The organism is Candidatus Pantoea deserta (assembly GCF_003813865.1).
Lineage (GTDB): Bacteria > Pseudomonadota > Gammaproteobacteria > Enterobacterales > Enterobacteriaceae > Pantoea > Pantoea deserta.
Genome location: NZ_RMVG01000003.1, coordinates 150,298 through 170,218 on the forward strand (window position 1 = coordinate 150,298; position 19,921 = coordinate 170,218).

The window sequence follows — 19,921 nt, forward strand, 5'->3', positions numbered from 1 at the left end:
ACGGGTTTTTTATGGCGGGTCAGAGAGGTCCAGTGTGAAACTGCCGCACGCTCTGCGCCAGCCGCGCCGCCTGCTGCTGTAACGCATCCGCCGCGCGCTGCTGCTCTATGCTCAGGTGCGCGCTGGAGTGAAGCGCTTCATCCAGTTTATGAATTTCGGCGGCGACAGCGGTAACGCGGCCGCTTTGCGCCGTCGCGTTCAGCTGGAGACTCTCCAGCTGGCCCGCAATCGCGCTCACTGCGCTGCTAATGGTTTGAAACAGCGCCTCCAGCATTTTGACCTTATCAAAGCCCTGCGTAACATGCTGCTGCGTGTGCTGAATCAGACGCTCAATGCGCTGCGTTGAACCGCTACTCTGGCCGGAAAGCATGCCGATCTCTTTCGCCACCACGGCAAAACTGCGGCCGTAAGTCCCGGCGTGAGCAGACTCAATCGCCGCGTTTATCGCCAGCAGGCGGGTTTGCAGCGACAGATTCTCCAGCATATCGACAATCCCGGCAATATCGCCTGAGGCCGTGACAATCTGACGCATCTGCGCTTCCATTTCGTCTACCCGCGAGACGCATTGCTGCATCAGCGTGTCGGCGTCATGCGCCTGCTGCGTTGCCTCGCGCGAGACCTGCGCGCCGGTTTCCATCTCTTCCGCTACCCGACGCAGCCGCTGTGACAAATGGGTAAAACTGGCGTTCTGCGACCGATGCTGCTCGCTGACGCGAGCATTGTGCTGCTGCATCTCGCCTGCGCCCGCCGCGACACTGGCGGCGATCAGGTTGATCTCCTGAACGATATGGCGCAGGCCCTGGCGCATCTCCGCGATGGCGCTAAACAGCTGTTGAGTCTCCTGCGACTGCGCGCGCACGGCTGGGGGCGAGGTCAGCAGGTCGCCAGTCGCGATCTGCTGTAGCTGGCGGCTGGCGCTGCGCAGCGGTGCAATCACGCCGCGCGTCAGCAGCACGCCGCCGATCAGCAGCAGCATAAACAGCAGCGCGCTGACGATCAGCGACAGGTTACGGCTGTGGGTCATGGCTGCTAACGTGGTGCGGCTGGCCGCATCGAGTCGGGTATTGGCTGCCTGAATGTCGCTAAACCAGGCGTCATTAAACTGCTGCTGATAAGCCTGCATCGGGACCATAAAAAAGGCGTCGATTTGGTTAGCCTTCAGCCCTTTTAGCTGCTCCTCCAGGCCCTGAGACAGCAGCGTAAAGCCTTGCGCCAGCGGGCTGTTCTCCTCGGCCTGATAGCGGGCAAACAGGGTTTTAGCCTGTTGCAGCGAGGTGCTGGCGCTGTCCGCCAGACTTTTCCAGCTGTCTACCGAGCCGCTCTGCTGATCCTGCATTAAATAGAGTCCAGCGCGGTGGCTGTTATCGCTGGCGGTTAACAGCTCAATTCGCGCCTTGTCGAGCAGTGCCAGTCTTTCCCGCAGCGAGGCGGACTGTCTGAGCGCGTGCTGCGTGTCTCTGACCTGCGCGGTAAGTAAGGCCATGCCTGACGACTGCAACAGGCAAAAAAGAACCACAAACAGCATAAAATTGCCGCGCAGGCTGCCGAGCCAGCCGGGAAGCGGCAGGCGAGGAAGAGAGAGGCGGCGTGAAAAAAGCGTGAAAGCGGACATAGCGCAACCCAAAAATAAAAGCGAGTATTCGCCGGTTGCGTGACAACGATGTGACAGCAGGCGCCTGTGCCGAAAAACAGCACAATGCGCCTTTCTAAGCTAAACCCTGGCGCTGTTATGGTTGATTTAGCTGCTTGATCAGGGGAAGCAGCAATTGTGCTACCGCGGCGAAAACTGGCACCACGACTGAATTACCAAACTGTTTGTATGCCTGGGTATCGGAAACAGGGATGCGAAAACGGTGCTCGCCCGGCGCTTCAAAGCCCATCAGACGGGCGCACTCGCGCGGCGACAACCGGCGTGGACGCCGCGCCATATTGTCAGCGTTGCTGAAGTCCGCTTCGCCCAGCGCGGCATCCCAGCCGCGATCGATAAGGATTTCCGAACCGTCTTTGTAATAGCGTGCGGACAGGGTGCGCACGCAGACGTCTGCCTGTCGCGGATCGTTGAGGCCAAAACCAAAGCCGTTGCCTTTGGCCTTGTGTTTTCTGGCGTAGTCGTAGAGGTAACGCCACAGCTGGGCGGAGAGAATATATTTTTCCTCTGGCGCTGGGTCCAGCAGGCTTTGCAGGCTCGGCACCGCTGTCGGGTAGAGCCGACGGATGTCGCGCAGGGAGAAGGACTGGCTAAAAGCGTAGTCGCGGCGAATACCCACCAGCACAATACGTTCGCGATGCTGCGGCAGAAAGTGACGCGCGTCGATAATTTTTGCGTCCGGCGCGTCGGTCGCGGCATCGGCCACGTCATATCCCAGCTCATCCAGCGTAGCCATAATAATGGCGAAAGTGCGCCCTTTATCGTGGCTTTTAAGGTTCTTGACGTTCTCCAGCACAAATATCGGCGGTTTTTTCGCGGCGATAATGCGCGCAACGTCGAAAAACAGCGTGCCCTGCGCTTCGCACTCAAAACCGTGGGCGCGGCCCAGCGCATTCTTTTTGCTGACGCCCGCCAGCGAGAAAGGCTGGCAGGGGAAACCGGCCAGCAACACCTGATGATCGGGAATTTCCGCATCAATGTGGCGATAGATATCTGCTTCGTCATGCAGGCCCGCCGGCTGGGTAATAAGCCGGATGTCGGTATTAAAACGATGTTCCTGCGGATCGCTGTAGTGATTCGCCTTATAGGTGCGCACCGCTTCTTTGTTCCATTCGCTGGTAAATACGCACTTGCCGCCAATGGCGTCAAAGCCGCGGCGAATACCGCCAATGCCGGCAAACAGGTCAATAAAGCGGAACTGCGGGCAATCGTAATGAGCGGGACGGGCAGGCAGCAGGCTACGCAGCAGCGTTAATTCTCTCTCACTCAGCGGCGGCAGGGCGCTTTTATTCTGGCGCAAACGCGTGAGCTGCTGCGGCGTCCAGTCGCGAAATCCCGCCTCATGAAACCTGGCTGCTAAGTCACGCGCAGCGTAGATGGCCAGCACCTGGCGCATCAGATCGGCGGTAGCGCTATCGGGAGAGAGAGGAGAAGCGGCGGGTTCCGCTGGTGCGGTGGCGTCATCGGCAAGCATGCTTTTTTCCTTAACAGTGAAGGGGCTATGCTAACACTCCTGAGGCGTCGAAGAAATTGGCGGGCGATGCCTTCAGGCTGCTTAAGGAAAGACAACAAGCGCAGCGGAAGCTTTCGCTTTCGTTGAGTCAGGCTAAAGTTGATAGAAAGGGCAAAAAGGAGACGCCATGGCGGATGTACATTCCAGCGCGACGCGCAGCAAGAATATGCGGGCTATACGCCAGCAGGATACCGCGATTGAACTGCGCGTCGCGCAACTGCTGAAAGATCGCGGCTTTGCCTATCGCGTACAGGATAAAAACTTACCGGGCCGCCCCGATTTCGTGCTGCTGGATCAGCAGGCGATTATCTTTGTGCACGGCTGTTTCTGGCATCATCATCACTGCTATCTTTTCAAAGTCCCGGCGACGCGCACCGAGTTCTGGACCGGTAAAATCAACAGCAACGTTGAGCGCGATAATCGCTATGTGCGTCAGCTTCAGGAGAGCGGCTGGAAGGTGCTGATTATCTGGGAGTGCGCGCTGCGCAATAAGCTGCGGCTCAGCGACAGCGATTTGCAGGAGCGGCTGGAGGAGTGGCTGCTGGCGATGGATCAAAGCGCGGAAATCGATCATAACGGTATTCAGCATTACCGGCCGCGTTAAGGCTGGCTTGCCCTGGCGGGCTATAACGGGTTAGATTTCGCCTTCCTTCGCGATCGGGAGTTCGGCATGAACAGTATCAAACTAACGGTTAAACGACTTTATCAGCTGCGCGATGAGCGTATGGTCAACTCGCATGCCACGGCGCGCGTCTATGTTGGCGATACCCTGGTCGCGACGGAAGAGATAACCGGCATGACGGAAAGCCCGGTCAGTAAATATCTGCATGCAGGCGAGCTGACCGGCGCTGTTCGCGTAGAGTGGGATTGCGACGGCATCGCGGAAATAACGGCTGCGACGCTGGAGCGCTGTCCCTGTTGTCAACATAACGAACCGGAATAAGGAAGACATTTTGGCAGGAACCAGCTTACTAACGTTACTCGATGATATTGCAACGCTTCTGGATGATATTTCCGTCATGGGAAAAGTGGCGGCAAAAAAAACGGCGGGCGTCCTGGGCGACGATTTGTCGCTGAATGCCCAGCAGGTGACAGGGGTTAAGGCCAATCGTGAGCTGCCGGTGGTATGGGGCGTCGCCAAAGGCTCTTTTCTCAATAAACTGATTCTGGTGCCGCTGGCGCTGCTGATTTCCGCTTTCGCGCCCTGGCTGATTACGCCGCTGCTGATGCTGGGCGGCGCTTACCTCTGCTATGAAGGGGTCGAAAAAGTGCTGCACAGCCTGCAACATGACAAGCAGGAAAAGAGTCCTGAAGCGCGCCAGCAGCGGCTGAATAAACTGGCGCAGCAGGACCCGCGCGAGTTCGAGAAGAACAAGGTCAAGGGCGCGGTGCGCACTGACTTTATTCTCTCTGCTGAAATCGTCGCTATTACCCTCGGCATCGTTTCTGAGGCGCCGTTGTTAAACCAGGTGTTGATCCTCGCCGGTATCGCCATTCTGGTCACCATCGGCGTGTATGGCATCGTTGCCGCCATCGTGAAACTTGACGATCTGGGCTACTGGCTCAAGGATAAATCTTCCGCCGTCGCGCAGGGCGTCGGGCGATTTTTGCTGGGTTTTGCGCCCTGGCTGATGAAGATTCTGTCAGTGGTCGGCACGCTGGCGATGTTTCTGGTCGGCGGCGGGATTATCGTTCATGGCCTGGCCCCGCTGCATCATCTGATTGAACAGATTACCGGCAATATGAGCGGGCTGGTGGCCAGCCTGCTCAGCAACGGCGCCAGCCTGGTGCTCGGCTTTATCGTTGGGTCGATTGTGCTGTTGGTGGTGAATCTGATTGCTAAACTGCGCGGTAAATCGGTATAAAGCAGCACTGCGATACGAGGTAAAGTCAGGAGAAAAGACGCCATGAACGACGATATGTTTGAATTTGATATTGACGCCCAGCTGGAGCAGGCCGAAGCCAAAGCGGCGGAAAAGGTCAATGAAGTGCCTGACGACGCGGGCGATGAAGATGACTGCGAAGGCTGCAAAATCTGATTCAGGCCTGAAAAATGTTAAAAGCGGATAATAAATTTTATCCGCTTTTTTTATTTTCAACATTTCTTACTGCTTTATTCTGAATTTGCATTTTTTTGCCCGTCTTTACGAGCAAGAAGTCCGGATGGCTGCTATAGATAAAAAGGTTCTGATAACGGTCAAAAGGAGGACGCAACATGGTTTTTATGATCAGTGATGAAGTTCGGCACAAAGAGGGTGGACCGGCTATGGTCGTCACCGGCTATGCCAGCGGAATGGTGGAGTGTCGCTGGTATGACGGTTATGCCGTGCGTCGCGAGGCATATCATCAGGATGAGCTGAGCCATTTCCATGCTGAGACGCCACTCGCCAGCTAAGTTCGCCGTAACGGGGATGCTTTGCCCATCCCCCGTGACTTCACGCAGTTTTTCCCTCGGTACGCCTGCTATACTCGCCAGATCTTAGTTATCCGGAGCATCGTCGCTGATGGCTGTTTTGCCGCTCTCTGTCCGGACATTACGTCCTGCGCTGCGTATTCATCTCGTCTTTTTAGCGGTCTTCCTTTTCTCTTCATTTCTCACCTGGCGTGAGCTGCACACCCTCAAAATCAACTATGAAGACCGACAGCGCGCCGCGCTGGTGGATATGCAAAACGGGCTGGAGAGTCAGTTTCAGGAGAGCATCGACGGCATGATCTATTACCGCCGCATGTTCAACTACGCGCTGGCGCACCCGCTTGATGCCGACCACGGTCGCCGGGCGCTGCTTGAATTTCAGCAGCTGCGTTCTCAGCCCGCCTGGCAACTGCGCCTCAATATGTCGCGCAGTATGCCGATCAACGGCGTCAGCGATAGCTGGCTGACGCACGACAGCCTGCTACAGCGAGACGCGGCCCGGATGGACGCTGAGCTGCGAGCGGCCATGGAGTTTAGTTTTATTTTGCAGTTCAGCGATCCGGACACCGATTTCCATACGCGCTTCTGGTACACCTCTCGCGCTGGTTTTTTTATCAGCTCGCGCCCGCCGCATGACCTTTCAACCCTGGCCGCCAGCTACGCCACTATGGTATCGCGCCCGTGGTTTCGGGCCATGCAGGCAACCGCGGACGATGCTAAACAGCTGCGCTGGTCTGGTGTTTATCAGGGCGCAGAGCGCGAGGGCGCGATGCTGACGGCCAGCACGGCGGTGTTTAACGATGGCTACTGGTATGGCGTGCTGTCGATGGATTTTACCCGACAGCGTATTGACGCGCTGCTGAACAGAATGCGTCACAGCGCCTTACAGGGCAGCGTGGTGCTGCTGGATAACATGCAACGGCCGATTGCGTCGCTTGATGCGGCAGACAGCAAAGCGCTAAGCCAGCAGGCGCAGCGACTGCTGAGCGCGCAAATGGCCCGTCAGCCGCAGGGTTCGCTACGGCTGGAGCATCAGTTTATTAGCTGGAGCAAGCTGAGGAATGTCGATGGCTATCTGCTGAATCAGCAAACGCTGACGCAAGGGCTACGGCAGGATTTAGGACGCGCCACCCTGTTTATGTTAAGCATGTGGCTGCTGTTTGTCCTGCTATTGCTGCTGGCGCATCAGGTGGTTATTCGTCTGGTCACCCGCTTAAGCGATCTCTCCGCCACGCTGGCCTGGCGCGCCAGCTATGATGGTCTGACGCAGTTGCTTAACCGCAGCGCTTTTTTTGAACGTTTTGAGGCGCAAGCGGCGCGCTGCCGGCAGCTGAATGCGCCGCTGGCGGTCATTCAGCTGGATATCGATCACTTTAAAGCGGTAAACGACAGCTGGGGACATCAGGCGGGCGATGCGGCATTAACGCGCGTTGCGGCGATCATTGCGCAGACGCTGCGTAAAAACGACCTTGCCGGACGCGTCGGGGGCGAAGAGTTTTGCGTTGTGCTGCCGGAAACCACGCTGGCGGACGCAGAGCAGGTGGCGGAACGTATACGCCAGCGTCTTGGCGCGGAGATCATTGAGGTCAGCCCTGACGGGGTATTCGGCGTGACGCTCTCCGCTGGCGTAGCAAACAGCGAAGAGCAGGGGGACTATCGTGCGCAGAACTTGCAGGCGGAGGCGGACCGCCGACTTTATCTGGCGAAAAGCCGGGGCCGTAATCGCGTGGTGGCCAGTGATTAAACCTTGCCGTCGTTATCTTCCTCCACCGCCTGATAGATGCGTTGCAGAATATCAGGGAAAGCCGACTGCACGCGGCTCCAGCTTGGAATAAAGGGCTTGTCGTTAGGGCGTTCAATAAACGCCTGACCCGCTTCCAGGATCGACTGCGTAAACATCTCTACCGCCGCCTCTTCAATATGCTGGTCGAACTTCAGCCCGTTCATCGCGGCTTCGTGGTTGTAGATCTCCATCATGTCCAGCGCGTTGCGGTAGTAGGTCGCCTTCAGTACCCGGAACGAATCGCTGGTCATCGGCACCCCCATAGTAGCCAGCTTGCGCAGCAGGGACTGGACGATGTCGCTGCTCATGCGCTTCAGGCCGCCCGTACCGTCATCCTCCGCCAGCGGCTGATGTTTGTGGTCGTAATTGTGCGCAATTTCTACCTGGCAGGTCTGCCGCGTGGTGTAGTTGCGATAGATCTCTGACAGCACGCCGATCTCCAGTCCCCAGTCGCCGGGAATTTTTATGCCGTTCAGTACATGGGTGCGCATTGCAAACTCACCCGACAGGGGATAGCGGAAGCTGGAGAGGTAATCAAGATACTCTGAATGGCCATAGACCTTTTGCAGCGAGCGCAGCAGCGGGCCGACCAGCAGGCGACCCACGCGGCCATTAAGCTTGCCATCCGCCACGCGCGCGTAAAAGCCTTTGCAAAATTCATACTGAAACGCCGGATTGGCCAGCGGATAAAGCAGGCGAGCCAGCATGCCGCGTTCATAGGTCACGATGTCGCAGTCATGCAGCGCCACGCACTGGGTGCGATCGGACGCCAGCGTAAAGCCGGTACAGAACCAGACATTACGGCCTTTACCAGGCTGGGAGGGCGACAGGCCCTCTTTATCCAGCTCGGCGTCAATGGCTTTCAGGCGCGGGCCGTCATTCCATAAAATGCGATGGCGCTGCGGCAGGCGCGAGAAAAATTCGCGCGCATAGAGAAACTGATCGCGGTCGGCGCGATCCAGACCGATAACGATCTCATCCAGATAGGGCACTTTCGCCAGCTCATCGACAATATGACTCAGGGCGGGGCCTTCCAGCTCTGAAAAGAGCGACGGCAAAATCAGACCCATCTTGCGTTTTCGCGCGAAGCGCACCATCTCTTTTTCCAGCGACTCTACGCTGCGATTGGTTAAGTTGTGAAAATTGGTAATCACGCCATTCTGATAAAAATCACTCATCGCGCTATCCTTTTATAAACGGTGGGTGCGGCTTAATGGTGTTGGGTCAGAAAATAGTCGAGGCCTTCTTTCCAGCCTTCCGGACCATAGTGCGCCGTATGGTAGACCTGCTGCGTATCCTCTCTTGTCAGCCTTACCGGCGTTTTGCTGTAGCCTTTAATCACCACGGCATGCTGCACCGCATCAAGCATCGGCGCATCGTTCGGGCCATCGCCGAGGCCGATGGTGACAGGAGCATTGTCGTACTGGCCGAGCAGCCAGCTCAGGGCTTCGCCTTTACCGCTCCCCGCAGGCATGACGTGCCAGAAACGACCGCCCTGCGTCAGCTGTAGCCGCTGCTGCGCCAGGGCGTTGCGAAACGCCTCCAGCTTCTCCTCTTCATCACGCCAGACAATCACCTCTGAGGCTTCGCGCTGACGCGCCAGCGCCGATTCGCTTTCGCTAAGCCCGGTCATTGCCGCTACCTGGGGATCGCTAAAATCGCAGAAGCCCTGAAAGCGAAAGCGGCGCTGTAACTCGCTGAGCGACTGGCAGAGCGCGTCATAGTCGGGACTGTCAGACGGAATGCGCACTCGCCGTTGCGCCGACATCTGCACAACCGCGCCGTTTTCAGCAATAAAAGGGAGTCCTGTCAGTCCAAGCCGTTTTTGTAGCGGCACGATCTCTGCGGCCGTTTTACTGGAGCAGAGCACCACCGGCACCTGATGCCGCTGTAGCTCGGCCAGCCAGTCAGCGGCGGCATCCCAGCGGTAGGTATGATGATCGAGCAGGGAGCCGTCCAGATCGGTGACGATTAACAGCGGCTGTTGCAAACTCGGCATAACGGTCTCCTGACGACATTAACTGGCGGATTTTCAGTATGATAGTTGAAGCCCGTTTGCGCCTTCTTTTCGCCGACGGTGGCAAATTTCCAGGATTATTCCTAAAACGCAGCGGCGGTCAGCGGCGAAATGCACAAAAAGCGCGCAGCGCTGAGCCGCGCCGCTCAGGCGGTTGCAGGCGATTTTGGGTAGCTTTAGCAGAAAATGTTGCAAATTTGTGCATAGCTAAGACTTGTCTTAAGCGCTGCCAGGCGTACTCTGCAAAGGCATCAAGCATTTCCTGGTGTAACGAATCTGGCAGTCAATTACCCGGCGATCCCTGCCGGGCATTTTTTATCCGCCCGATCAGCGGTTCATTTCATTGCAGGAGCAATCGCGGATATCCAGCTCATACTCATCCGCCAGCTCAATACTGCTGCCCCAGGCTCTGCCGCCGGTTCTGAGATGGCGGCTGTTGTCTGCTTCCGTAAAATTTTTCAGAGGTTCTGGCGTATGGCGCTGAATAGTTTCCAGCAGCGAATCAACGTCAGGTCTCGCGCTGGGCTGAAGGTCAGCGGCGCGTTCGTCTGTTGGGACCATCTTCGCTCTCCTTTTTGTGAAAAGGATATACAGACTCTCCGGCCGCAGGATACGGCGGATCGATTAAGTATAGACGGCGGGGCGCGGTGGCGACGGGCAGGGCGAAGAGGAAACGGCAGATAAAAAAAAGCCCGCGCTGCGCGGGCAAAATCCTTGTTACTTTTAGGTTGACTGCGCCTTTAGGGTTGGTGCAGTGAGGAAAGTGTAAAAGGTTGCCCTGTCAGAAGTCTTGTCGCGAAACGTTAAGAAATTGAAAAAGCGCTCCCTTACCTAAATTTACCTGCTTTTTCCTTGATAAACAGGATCATCATCTATAGTTAGAAGCGGAGTTAAATCATAAGGCTACAAGGAGAGACTATGGATTTATTACGTATCATTATTGCGATTATTTTGCCTCCGCTGGGTGTATTTTTGCAGGTCGGTTTTGGCGGCGCGTTCTGGCTTAATATTCTGCTGACGCTCTGCGGCTATATTCCGGGTATCGTCCACGCGGTTTGGGTGATTGCGCGTCGCTGAGCGAAGCCTCTTCGTTTACACTGATGCTCAGGAAAATCATCAGGAGAAACGCGCATGAAGGTCAATGACCGCGTCACCGTTAAGACCGACGGCGGCCCACGCCGCCTCGGTACTGTCCTCGCCGTTGAGCCATTTAACGAAGGCGTGATGTATCTGGTCGCGCTGGAGGATTACCCGCTGGGCATTTGGTTTCTTAATGAGGGCGATCATCCGGACGGGGTATTTGTCGAACCCTATACGGAAAGTTAAAGGCTGAACCCCGGCTCAGCGAGCGGAAAGGTGGGCTGTTTCGCAGCGCAGACAAGCCTGATTCACGCGCGGATGCCCGATAGAGTAAAGGAGCCATTAAGGCTCCTTTATCACGTTTAGCCTCTGATAGCAGGGCGGCGCACTGGCGGACCCCGATGTCAGAACGTTTCCCAGTTCTCATTGCTGGCTGTCGCCAGCGCCGGTCGCGGCGTTATCAGCGGCGATTTCAGCGCGGGCGTAGCAGGGGCGGCTGCCGCTGCCGGGCGCGCAGGACCATCGTGCAAGCGGAAGGCGGCCACCGCCTGAGTCAGCTTGCCCGCCTGATCTTCCAGCGAGGCCGCCGCGGCCGATGCCTCTTCCACCAGCGAGGCGTTTTGCTGCGTCACGTTGTCCATTTCCGTGACTGCCTGGCTTACCTGCTGAATGCCGCGGCTCTGCTCATCAGACGCGGCGGCGATCTCGGCCATAATGTCCGTTACGCGACGCACGGCTTCCACAATCTCGCCCATGGTATTACCGGCTTCGCCCACCTGATGCGAACCGTCTTTGATCAGATTGACCGATTCCGCAATCAGCGCTTCGATCTCTTTCGCCGCCTGGGCGCTGCGCTGCGCCAGACTGCGGACTTCACTGGCGACCACGGCAAAACCGCGTCCCTGTTCGCCCGCGCGCGCCGCTTCTACCGCCGCGTTCAGCGCCAGGATATTGGTCTGGAAGGCGATGCTGTTAATCACATTGGTAATTTCCGCGATCTTTTTCGAGCTGCCGGAAATATTGGTCATGGTTTTCACCACGCCGCTGACCAGTTCTCCGCCGCTGCGGGCTTTGCCTGACGCATCTGCCGCCAGCTGGCTGGCATGATGAGCATTCTCCGCATTCTGTTTCACCGTGGCGGTGAGCTGTTCCATACTGGCAGCGGTCTGCTCCAGCGCGGCGGCCTGCTGCTCTGTCCGGGAGGAGAGATCGGTATTACCGGCAGAAATTTCGCCGGAACCCTGATAGATCGCTACCGCGCCTTCGCGCACCGTGCCAACGGTTCTCACCAGGGAATCCTGCATCAGCTGCAAATTGTGCAGCAGAGAGCCGATCTCGCTGCGGCCGTGTGGTTCTGGCGGCGCGGTGAGATCGCCCTGCGCGATACGCTCAATACGCGCGACCGACTGACGCAGCGGACTAATCACCACGCGGCGCAGGAAGATAAAGGTCATTAACGTCAGCAGCAGCGCCGCGGCGAAGGCAACGCCCATGGCGATAAAGCCAATATGCGACTCATGCTCTGCCGTGGCGTTAATTGCCTCGGCGCGCTGGGTACGTAATTTAATGGCCTGCAACAGCACCTCGTTATAGGCGTTGTCGAGCTTGCGCGTGACGTCGGTTTCCTGCGCGATAATGCCCTCAAAGCTGCCCTGTTTACCGGCGTTAATCATCGGCACCAGGCCTTTTTCAACGTAGTCGTTGAAACGGGCCGTTAGCGGCGTGTCCAGCGCGATGTCTTCAGGCGTTTTAACCTTGCGGTCCTGATAAATTTTAAAGCCTTCCTTTGCCTGCTGAATGCGCTTTTCGGTGGCGGCGATGCTGGCTTTAAACTCATCCATTTCGCCAATTCGCGCGGCGGCGCCGGCCTGAATAATAAGAAGACGCGCGGTGCGCAGATGGTTTGAACTGTTGGAAATCCCCATGCGCACCTGGATCTCATCCGTCGCATCCCGCAACGACTGGTTACTCTGGATCAGGAAGTAGCTGGCAAGGGCAATACAGAGCGCGAACAGCAGCATGATGCCGCCAAAGATCAAACTAAATAGCGGCACCAGACGCAGGTTGCGCCACAGGCCTGCTTTGGACTGCGCTGAAGAAACCGGTGAGTTATTCATATCCTTACTCTCATGTCGGGGGTATGAAGTTAACATCGGCAATGCAAAGCGAAGAGTTAGAGAAAGGAGTGCGATCTTGCTCGCAAAAATGGCGAAAAAAAACCGGCTCAGTGAGCCGGTTCTTGCGAAGGGTGATTATCTTACATTGACATAAATGCCAGAGGTAACATTATCGGTTAAGCGCACCACATGATAGATAACCTGTTTATTATGCGTTTTAATCTTACGCTTGATATTACCTTTATGTGATGAAACCGTTTTGGCCTTAATTTGCATTTTATCTGAAATCTGAATGGTGTCATGACCTGACATCCACATTTTCAGCATATTGGATTCCGTCTGGCTTAATGTCAGCGGATGAACATCAAGACCTGAAGAAATACGCGGCGAGGCGTTGAGCTTCTTCTGCAAATAGGTGCTGAGTAAAGAGTCCAGTGTAGTCGTTTTTATCGATTTTGACGTAATAATCAGGTTCTTACGAACGTAGAGGTATTCCTCAAAATGGATATTGGAAATCGCCATAAAGATAAAAAACAGCGTTTCAGGGTGCTGCATAATAATGTTTCGGATGCGGTCGCTGGAATCCGATTCATGAATGAAACATTCTTCGTTAATAAACACTACGCCAGGTTTTAACTGTTCGCAGCGCTGCTGTAGTTGATCAATGTCGGAGACAGAAAAGATATTCTTCTTTTTGACTCCCTTACAGGACATGTAGTCCGATAATCCCAGGCGTGTGTAGTTGCATGAATCCATAATAATCGTTGGCATGTTAGCGACCCTCACCAATTTGTTATCCGTTTAAATCAACGATGAATTACGCGTTGCGGTACGAGAGAGATTTCTAAGACACTTTTTTATTCTGCTCAGCAGTCTGGCGACAGGCCATACGCCTGCCAAAAGTATTCTTCCCTGACCCGTTTCTGCAAAGTTGTTTTTGTGCTGCCTTGACGTCACTTATCCCTCCAGTGATAGCGGGAATCGCTGGCGGTTTGCAATAAGCGTGCATAACACCCTGTTTTGAGAGCTTCGTCACTATCGCGCATAACACAGTGGATGCTGATAGGACAATTCTTAAAAACATTTGATTCGCGAAAGTGTGACGTTTTAGCGAGTGTTGACAATGCCGGAAAAAGAAGGTCCTGACAAGAAAAATCGTTAAAGGATTTTTTTTGTTCCAAAACAAGCTGTTGCCGATTTTGTCAACGATTCCACTGAGTTAGCTGCATCAGGAATCTGAGAAATAAAATACTTGAAGCGCGGTTTAATAAGAATAATTTTCAGAGCCTGTGCACACTTATCAGAATTTCCTTAGTTGATTTCTGAGAAAACTGGTTTGAAAAATGCACAGAATGTTTTAGGGGGCTTAAGTATCGCTTAAGGGAGATAGTAAGATACTTAATCTTCAGGGGTGAGACAGTTCCGAAAGAAACTGAGCAAGCAAATCGAAGACTTCGCTGAACAGGTGCTCACAGAAGGGCGCAACCAGCGGCATCATTAAGCCCATGGTTAAAATGCCCACTGTTAAGGTAATTGGAAAGCCAACCGCAAAAATCGACAGCTGAGGTGTAACACGGTTTAACAAACCCAGTACCAGGTTTACCAGAAGTAGCAAAACGATTAAGGGTAACGCTAACATCATGCCATTAAGGAAAATTAATCCGCCCGCTTTGACCAGTGCATTAAAAGCATTGGCGTTTAACGGCTGCGCGCTGATGGGAAGTGTATGAAAACTGTCCGCCAGCAACGAGATTAACCACAGATGACCATCGAAGGTCAGAAACAACAGCATGGCCAGCATATCGAGAAAACGGGCCAGTACGGGCATATTCAGGCGGCTGCCCGGATCGAAAAAGGTAGCGAAAGACAATCCCATCTGTAGGCCAATGATTTCACCTGACAGACGTACCGCAGCAAAGGCCAGCTGCATGGTTAACCCCAGCCCGATGCCAATCAGCATCTGCTGAAGCAGCAGCCAGAAACCGGCAGCAGAGAACAGCGTAACCTCCACGGCTGGCAGCGACGGCACCATCAGCCAGGTAATCAGCACCGCAAGGCCGATTTTGACGCGATTGCTAATCGTACGTTCGCTTAGCAGCGGAGCCGTAGCAAACAGTGCCAGCATGCGCGCAAGCGGCCAGAAAAACTGACTGACCCAGTGAACCAGCTGGCCGCTGTCGAGCGTAACCATTAGCCGATGATGTAAGGCAGGTTAGTAAACAGGGTGCGGATATAATCCAGCACCAGACTCAGCATCCAGGGACCGGCAATCACCGCCGTGGTGGCGACGGCCAGAATCTTGGGAATAAAAGAAAGCGTCTGTTCGTTAACCTGGGTTGCGGCCTGTAGCAGACTGATAATCAGACCGCTGACCAGCGCTGCCAGCAGCAGCGGCGCGGCAAGCATCAGCGCAACGCGCATCGCTTCCTGGCCCATCACCATTACGGATTCTGGCGTCATCGTTTTCTCCGGGGAATCGGAATAATCAGGAATAGAAGCTTTGCGCCAGTGATCCGACCAGCAGCTGCCAGCCATCCACCAGAACAAACAGCATCAGTTTGAAAGGCAGTGAGATAGTGGCAGGGGGCACCATCATCATGCCCAGCGCCATTAACACGCTGGCCACCACCAGATCGATAATCAAAAACGGGATAAAAACGGTAAAGCCAATCTGAAAGGCGGTTTTCAGTTCGCTGGTCACGTAAGCAGGCAGCAGAATGCGCATCGGCACGGCTTCCGGACCCGAAATAGGCGGCGTATTTGCCAGACGGGCAAACAGCGCCAGATCGGCTTCGCGCGTCTGACGCAGCATAAAATCGCGCAGCGGCTGCGCACCTTTTTCCAGCGCCACGTCCATGCTGATTTTATCCTGACTAAATGGCAGATAGGCCTCGTCGTAGATCTTGTCGAAGGTCGGCGCCATGATAAAGAAGGTCAGAAACAGCGCCAGACCGAGCATCACCTGATTCGGCGGCGCGGACGGCGTGCCCAGCGCATTTCGCAGCAGGCCAAAAACGATAATGATGCGGGTAAAGCTGGTCATCATCAGCAGAACGGCGGGAATAAAGGTCAGCGAGGTAATGAAAACCAGCGTCTGAACCGGCAGTGACCAGCTTTGACCGCCATTAGGCAACGCATGACTCACCAGGCCTGGCAGCTGGGCGTGAGCGGCCGGCGCCAGCAGCAATACTGGCAGTAAGGGAAGCAATCGACGCATCATTGAGGTTTTCCGGGACGTTTGACCAGGTTCTGTAACAGCTGACGAAAATCTTGCGGCGCGGCAGGCGCCGGGGCGCGCTCATCGGGCGCGACCGGCGGCAGGGTATGCAGATGGGTGATCTGCGCCGCCGTGACGCCCAGTACCAGGCGCGCCTCGGCGGTATCCACAATCACCACGCGCTCGCGCTGGCCGACCTGTACGCTGGCGCTGACCTTCAGCGCCTGACTGCCGCCGGTCTTCGGCGCGAAGCCAAGACGGCGCGCCAGCCAGGCGCAGGCGAGGATCAGCAGCACAATCACGGCCAGCACGCTGCTGACCTGGGTCAACACGGAACCGGCGGACATCGCCGGCGCCGCAGGCGCGGCGGGTTGCAGCGCGTGGGACTGGGTATTCATCATGCTTAACGGCTCAGGCGACGCATACGTTCTGACGGCGTGATAATGTCGGTAATGCGCACGCCATATTTATCATTCACGACCACGACTTCGCCCTGGGCAATCAGATAGCCGTTGATCAGGATGTCCAGCGGCTCGCCAGCCAGACCGTCCAGCGCCACCACCGAACCCTGCGTCAGGCGCAGCAGCTCTTTAATGGTCATTTTGGTGCGGCCCAGCTCAACGGTGAGCTTGACGGGAATATCCATGATCAGGTCGATGTCCTGCAATGAACCGGCAGCCGCGCTGCTCTCGAACGTCTTGAACACGTCGTCGCTCTGCGGCGCGCTGGTGGACGCCTGTTCATTCATCGCCTCAGCCCACAGGTCGTCCGCAGAGATATCGTCGGACGGTTTATTGCTGTCACTCATTGGGCTGTTCCTCATTCAGCGAATTTAAAATCGGGTTAATCAAATGCTCGACGCGCAGAGCATACTGGCCGTTCATGGTGCCGTACTGACTGGTCAGCACCGGCACGCCGTCAACGTGCGCGATAATGCGCTCCGGTTTCTCGATCGGCAGCACGTCGCCAGGTTTTAGCTGCAAAATACGTGACAGACGCAGCGAGGTTTCGGCGAAATGGGCAATCAGCTCCAGTTCCGAATGCTGCACCTGTTTCACCAGGTTTTCGCGCCAGTGGTTGTCTTCCGTGCGGGAGTTTTCCAGCGGCGGGTTGACCAGCAGTTCGCGCAGCGGCTCAATCATCGAGAACGGAATACAGATGTTGAACTCGCCCACCAGGTTGCCAATCTCCACCTGGAACGGCGTGTTGACCACGATGTCGTTCGGCGAGGTGGTGATGTTGGTAAACTTCACCTGCATCTCCGAGCGCACATACTCCACTTCCAGCGGATAGATCGCTTTCCATGCGTCGCTGTAGCCTTCCAGCGCCAGCTTCAGCATGCGGCGAATAACGCGCTGCTCGGTATGCGTGAACTCCCGGCCTTCCACCTTGGTGGGGAAGCGGCCGTCACCGCCAAACAGGTTATCCACGGCGATAAACACCAGGCTTGGCGAGAACACCACCAGCGCCGTTCCGCGCAGGGGCTTCAGGTGGATCAGGTTCAGGTTGGTTGGCACCGGCAGGTTGCGGGCGAACTCATGATACGGCTGAATCTTGATCGCACCGACGCTGATGTCCGGACTGCGTCGCAGCAGGTTAAACAGCGCCATACGAAAATGACGGGCGAAACGCTCGTTAATAATCTCCAGCGCCTGAAGACGCTCGCGCACCACGCGACGCTGGGTATTGGGGTCGTAAGGACGAATGTCGCCTTCCGGCCCGCTTTGACTCTTTTCATCTACCGCGCTGTCACTGTCGCCGTTGAGCAGCGCGTCAATCTCAGCCTGGGAGAGAATGCTATCGCCCATTGATTTACCTCAAAATGAAGGCGGTAAACAGCACGTCGGTTACCACCTGCGCAGGTTGTCCTTTCACCAGCGGAGGTGTCAGCACCTGCTTAATCTGATCAATCAGCGCTTGCTTACCTTGCTCTGTCGCCAGCGCGGCGGCGTTCTGCCGGGAGAGCAGCAGCAACAGCCGACTGCGGACTTCCGGCAGATAGTCATTTAGCCGACGACGAGTATCCTCATCCGGCAGACGCAGGGTAAAGCCTACGTACAGCACGCGGTCAGGATCGTTGTCAGGATTGACCAGGTTGACCGTAAAGGTGTCAAGCGCAAAAAAGACGGGAGCGGGTGGCGGTTCCACTTTCGCGGCTTCCGGTTTATCACTCTCGTGTTTATTCATCATTCGCCAGACTGCATAGCCTGCCACGCTACAAGCGGCCAGCGTTACAATCAGTAACACCGGAATTAAGAGTGAACGTTTGCGGCCTTTTGCTTTCGCGTTATCAGACATTTTTGCAGTAACTTCCTGTGAATTATGGGCAAACCTCTCGGTTTGCCTGGACAGATTATCCCGCGTCTTAAGTCAAACAATGGGAAGAAAAGACGCGGGTTTTACGCTTACCTTCAGCGTTTGTCGCTGTCAGGCAAAAGTATCGACAGCGCCGGTACCGAGGATGCGCGCCTGTAAGGCGGCAGGAACGGCGATCGGCGTTATCTCGCTATCGCTGTCCTGGGAGAGAGAGAAGGAACCGTGCTGTCCGTCGCGGCGAGCCTCCTGCTGTTGCTGCTGCTGGAAGCTCTGGTTCTGCGCGAAGCTGTCACTGCTCACCTGACTCTGTCCCAGGTTAATGCCGTTTTCCGCCAGCGCGCTGCGCAGCTGCGGAAGGGCGGCTTCCAGCGCGGCCCTGACCTGGCTGTGGCTGGAGGCCATACTTATCTGCGCCTGGTCGTTATCCAGCTTCAGGCTAATCTGGATTGCGCCAAGGTCTTCCGGATGCAGTCGCAGCTCGGCATTTTGCTGGCCGTTGCGGCTGAACATCACAATTTGCTGGCTCAGCGCCTGCTGCCACTCATCGCTGCCCAGCTGGGCGTTCAGCATCGGCGTGGAAGGCGTGCTGGTGGTCGCCGAGGCGGTCGTCGCCATCAGCGGCGCCGTGCTGCTGCTGAGCGGCGCGCTGGTCAGCGTGCTGCTGTCGGTCTGCGTCAGCGGCGCGCTTTTTTCATCCTGTTTGCTAAAGCTGCTTAACGCCTGCTGAAAGCTGCCGTCCAGCGTCAGCGGCGCGCTGGCGGCTGGGGCCACAGCGCCCGGCGTCACGGCCTGCGCGGTGGCGCTGACTTTCACGTCACTCTGCACCGACGCGGCGGACGGCGGCTGAGAAGGCTGCGCCAGCGAGCCGCTCAGGGTTTGACTCAGCGTGGTCAGGGCGCTACGGCGCGTGTCGCCGCCGGTTGACGCCGCGCTGGCCGTCGCGACTTTGTCGCTTACCGCTGCCGGGGCGACCGGCAGCATGGCAAACAGCGCCTGCATGGTTTGCGCATCGCTGTTGCTTACTGTTTCTGCGCTCTCTTTGTCTCTATCATCGGCTGATTTAGTGGCGGCTTTAATATTTTCCGGCGTGAGCAGCGCATCCTGACCGCCCTGTTTTTCAAAAGCCGCCAGCAGGGCGCTGAGTTGCGTCGTCGGCGTAGCGTCGCCCTGGCTTTCTTCCGTATTTTCAGCGGATTGCGCTACGGTTTCCTGCTGTTTCGCCAGCGTCAGCAGGCGATTGCCCAGCTCAGTCAAAAAATTTTGCGGCAGCGATTTGACGCTGTGCAAAATGTCAGCGCTATCTGAACTGTTCAGCTCGCCTTTTGCGCTGGCGGTGGTGACACTAGTTGGCAGCGTAATCATTCGCCTTTCCTCAATGCAGCCCGTTGGGCGTATTCATCCATCCGTTTCTGATCGAGACGGTTTTCTATGCGTAGTGCGTTGTCTGCCGCGCGGCTTATCAGCGTCTGATATGCGTTAAGACGCTGCTGTTTGTCGCGCCAGCTGGCCAGCGCCTGCTCAAGACGCTGATTCCAGTGGTTAAGCTGAGCGCGGTGCTGCTCAATCGCTTTTTCCAGCGTCTGAATAAACTGGTGATAATTGGTCCAGCGCGTCGTGGCGATGCCGCCTGACATATCGCTGTTCAGCTTGTTGCGATACTCATCCTGATAGTCGAGCAGCATCGTGAGCTGCTCGTCGGCCTGACGCACGCCGCGGCGCATATCGCCGAGGTGAATCACGGCTTTTTCCAGATCCTGCTCGGCTAAATCGCGCAGGGTGTCAATGGCACTGGCGCTTTTCATCGATTACTCCTTTGC

The 19,921-nt window shown here is 56.2% G+C and carries 24 protein-coding genes; 8 read left to right on the forward strand and 16 right to left on the reverse strand.

The features are described from left to right. Window positions 1-19: 19 nt before the first annotated feature. Window positions 20-1,612 carry a methyl-accepting chemotaxis protein gene (locus BBB56_RS05795; protein ID WP_123799707.1) on the reverse strand — a complete coding sequence of 531 codons (1,593 nt, stop codon included), beginning with the start codon at window positions 1,610-1,612 and terminating at the stop codon, window positions 20-22. A gap of 115 nt (window positions 1,613-1,727) precedes the next feature. Continuing rightward, window positions 1,728-3,122, reverse strand: a complete 1,395-nt coding sequence (dcm, locus tag BBB56_RS05800) for a DNA (cytosine-5-)-methyltransferase (RefSeq protein ID WP_123799709.1) — start codon at window positions 3,120-3,122, stop codon at window positions 1,728-1,730. Window positions 3,123-3,288: 166 nt separating this feature from the next. Here dcm and BBB56_RS05805 point away from each other — a divergent pair, with 166 nt between their 5' ends. The 6 genes from BBB56_RS05805 to dgcQ all read left to right on the forward strand — a co-directional run bounded on the left by BBB56_RS05805 (window position 3,289) and on the right by dgcQ (window position 7,318). Next, window positions 3,289-3,765 (forward strand): very short patch repair endonuclease, encoded by a 477-nt coding sequence (locus BBB56_RS05805; RefSeq protein ID WP_123799711.1) that lies wholly within the window; start codon window positions 3,289-3,291, stop codon window positions 3,763-3,765. A 66-nt stretch (window positions 3,766-3,831) separates the two neighbouring features. Beyond that, window positions 3,832-4,104, forward strand: a complete 273-nt coding sequence (locus BBB56_RS05810) for a hypothetical protein (protein WP_123799713.1) — start codon at window positions 3,832-3,834, stop codon at window positions 4,102-4,104. 10 nt (window positions 4,105-4,114) lie between these two features. Then, complete coding sequence (locus tag BBB56_RS05815) at window positions 4,115-5,026, forward strand: DUF808 domain-containing protein (RefSeq protein ID WP_123799715.1); 912 nt, start codon at window positions 4,115-4,117, stop codon at window positions 5,024-5,026. A 42-nt stretch (window positions 5,027-5,068) separates the two neighbouring features. Continuing rightward, entirely contained in the window at window positions 5,069-5,200 is a 132-nt protein-coding gene (locus BBB56_RS23910; RefSeq protein WP_255420550.1) for a hypothetical protein, read from the forward strand. Between the two features lie 176 nt (window positions 5,201-5,376). After that, window positions 5,377-5,556, forward strand: a complete 180-nt coding sequence (locus BBB56_RS05820) for a YodC family protein (RefSeq protein WP_123799717.1) — start codon at window positions 5,377-5,379, stop codon at window positions 5,554-5,556. Between the two features lie 109 nt (window positions 5,557-5,665). Then, a complete protein-coding gene (gene dgcQ, locus BBB56_RS05825) occupies window positions 5,666-7,318 on the forward strand; it encodes a cellulose biosynthesis regulator diguanylate cyclase DgcQ (RefSeq protein WP_123799719.1) in 1,653 nt (550 codons plus the stop codon). On the opposite strand, the gene BBB56_RS05830 is transcribed toward dgcQ, so the two are convergent. The 3 genes from BBB56_RS05830 to BBB56_RS05840 all read right to left on the reverse strand — a co-directional run bounded on the left by BBB56_RS05830 (window position 7,315) and on the right by BBB56_RS05840 (window position 9,935). Further along, the gene (locus BBB56_RS05830) at window positions 7,315-8,535 is read right to left on the reverse strand and encodes a glycosyltransferase family protein (protein ID WP_123799721.1); all 1,221 of its coding nucleotides are present in this window, start codon (window positions 8,533-8,535) and stop codon (window positions 7,315-7,317) included. The two genes, dgcQ and BBB56_RS05830, sit on opposite strands and share 4 nt — an antisense overlap. 32 nt (window positions 8,536-8,567) lie before the next feature. Continuing rightward, entirely contained in the window at window positions 8,568-9,356 is a 789-nt protein-coding gene (locus tag BBB56_RS05835; protein ID WP_123799723.1) for a mannosyl-3-phosphoglycerate phosphatase-related protein, read from the reverse strand. 345 nt (window positions 9,357-9,701) lie between these two features. Next, on the reverse strand, window positions 9,702-9,935 hold the full coding sequence (locus BBB56_RS05840) for a DUF2525 domain-containing protein (RefSeq protein ID WP_123799725.1): 234 nt from the start codon (window positions 9,933-9,935) through the stop codon (window positions 9,702-9,704). Between the two features lie 357 nt (window positions 9,936-10,292). Between BBB56_RS05840 and BBB56_RS05845 the strand changes: the two genes are divergently transcribed. Both BBB56_RS05845 and dsrB read left to right on the forward strand, forming a co-directional pair. Continuing rightward, window positions 10,293-10,451 (forward strand): YqaE/Pmp3 family membrane protein, encoded by a 159-nt coding sequence (locus BBB56_RS05845; protein WP_123799728.1) that lies wholly within the window; start codon window positions 10,293-10,295, stop codon window positions 10,449-10,451. Between the two features lie 54 nt (window positions 10,452-10,505). Further along, window positions 10,506-10,700 (forward strand): protein DsrB, encoded by a 195-nt coding sequence (gene dsrB, locus BBB56_RS05850; RefSeq protein ID WP_123799730.1) that lies wholly within the window; start codon window positions 10,506-10,508, stop codon window positions 10,698-10,700. Between the two features lie 158 nt (window positions 10,701-10,858). Here the strand turns inward: dsrB and BBB56_RS05855 are convergent, their stop codons facing one another. The 11 genes from BBB56_RS05855 to fliJ all read right to left on the reverse strand — a co-directional run bounded on the left by BBB56_RS05855 (window position 10,859) and on the right by fliJ (window position 19,906). Continuing rightward, window positions 10,859-12,571, reverse strand: a complete 1,713-nt coding sequence (locus tag BBB56_RS05855) for a methyl-accepting chemotaxis protein (RefSeq protein ID WP_123799732.1) — start codon at window positions 12,569-12,571, stop codon at window positions 10,859-10,861. Between the two features lie 135 nt (window positions 12,572-12,706). Next, a complete protein-coding gene (gene rcsA / locus BBB56_RS05860; protein WP_081142451.1) occupies window positions 12,707-13,342 on the reverse strand; it encodes a transcriptional regulator RcsA in 636 nt (211 codons plus the stop codon). Between the two features lie 634 nt (window positions 13,343-13,976). Further along, window positions 13,977-14,762 carry a flagellar biosynthetic protein FliR gene (gene fliR / locus BBB56_RS05865; protein WP_123799734.1) on the reverse strand — a complete coding sequence of 262 codons (786 nt, stop codon included), beginning with the start codon at window positions 14,760-14,762 and terminating at the stop codon, window positions 13,977-13,979. Continuing rightward, a complete protein-coding gene (gene fliQ / locus BBB56_RS05870) occupies window positions 14,762-15,031 on the reverse strand; it encodes a flagellar biosynthesis protein FliQ (RefSeq protein WP_123799736.1) in 270 nt (89 codons plus the stop codon). The genes fliR and fliQ overlap by 1 nt, the downstream gene beginning before the upstream one ends. A 25-nt stretch (window positions 15,032-15,056) precedes the next feature. Further along, the gene (fliP, locus tag BBB56_RS05875) at window positions 15,057-15,788 is read right to left on the reverse strand and encodes a flagellar type III secretion system pore protein FliP (RefSeq protein ID WP_123800344.1); all 732 of its coding nucleotides are present in this window, start codon (window positions 15,786-15,788) and stop codon (window positions 15,057-15,059) included. Next, complete coding sequence (gene fliO / locus BBB56_RS05880) at window positions 15,788-16,186, reverse strand: flagellar biosynthetic protein FliO (RefSeq protein ID WP_123800345.1); 399 nt, start codon at window positions 16,184-16,186, stop codon at window positions 15,788-15,790. The genes fliP and fliO overlap by 1 nt, the downstream gene beginning before the upstream one ends. Before the next feature lie 5 nt (window positions 16,187-16,191). Further along, window positions 16,192-16,596 carry a flagellar motor switch protein FliN gene (fliN, locus tag BBB56_RS05885; RefSeq protein WP_123799738.1) on the reverse strand — a complete coding sequence of 135 codons (405 nt, stop codon included), beginning with the start codon at window positions 16,594-16,596 and terminating at the stop codon, window positions 16,192-16,194. Then, entirely contained in the window at window positions 16,589-17,596 is a 1,008-nt protein-coding gene (gene fliM / locus BBB56_RS05890; protein ID WP_123799740.1) for a flagellar motor switch protein FliM, read from the reverse strand. The genes fliN and fliM overlap by 8 nt, the downstream gene beginning before the upstream one ends. Before the next feature lie 4 nt (window positions 17,597-17,600). Next, entirely contained in the window at window positions 17,601-18,086 is a 486-nt protein-coding gene (gene fliL, locus BBB56_RS05895) for a flagellar basal body-associated protein FliL (protein ID WP_123799742.1), read from the reverse strand. Window positions 18,087-18,215: 129 nt separating this feature from the next. Continuing rightward, window positions 18,216-19,466: a flagellar hook-length control protein FliK gene (locus BBB56_RS05900; protein WP_123799744.1), complete on the reverse strand. Its 1,251-nt coding sequence runs from the start codon at window positions 19,464-19,466 to the stop codon at window positions 18,216-18,218. After that, window positions 19,463-19,906, reverse strand: coding sequence for a flagellar export protein FliJ (gene fliJ / locus BBB56_RS05905; protein WP_123799746.1), 444 nt, complete (start codon window positions 19,904-19,906; stop codon window positions 19,463-19,465). Before fliJ ends, BBB56_RS05900 begins: the two co-directional genes overlap by 4 nt. Window positions 19,907-19,921 lie beyond the last annotated feature (15 nt).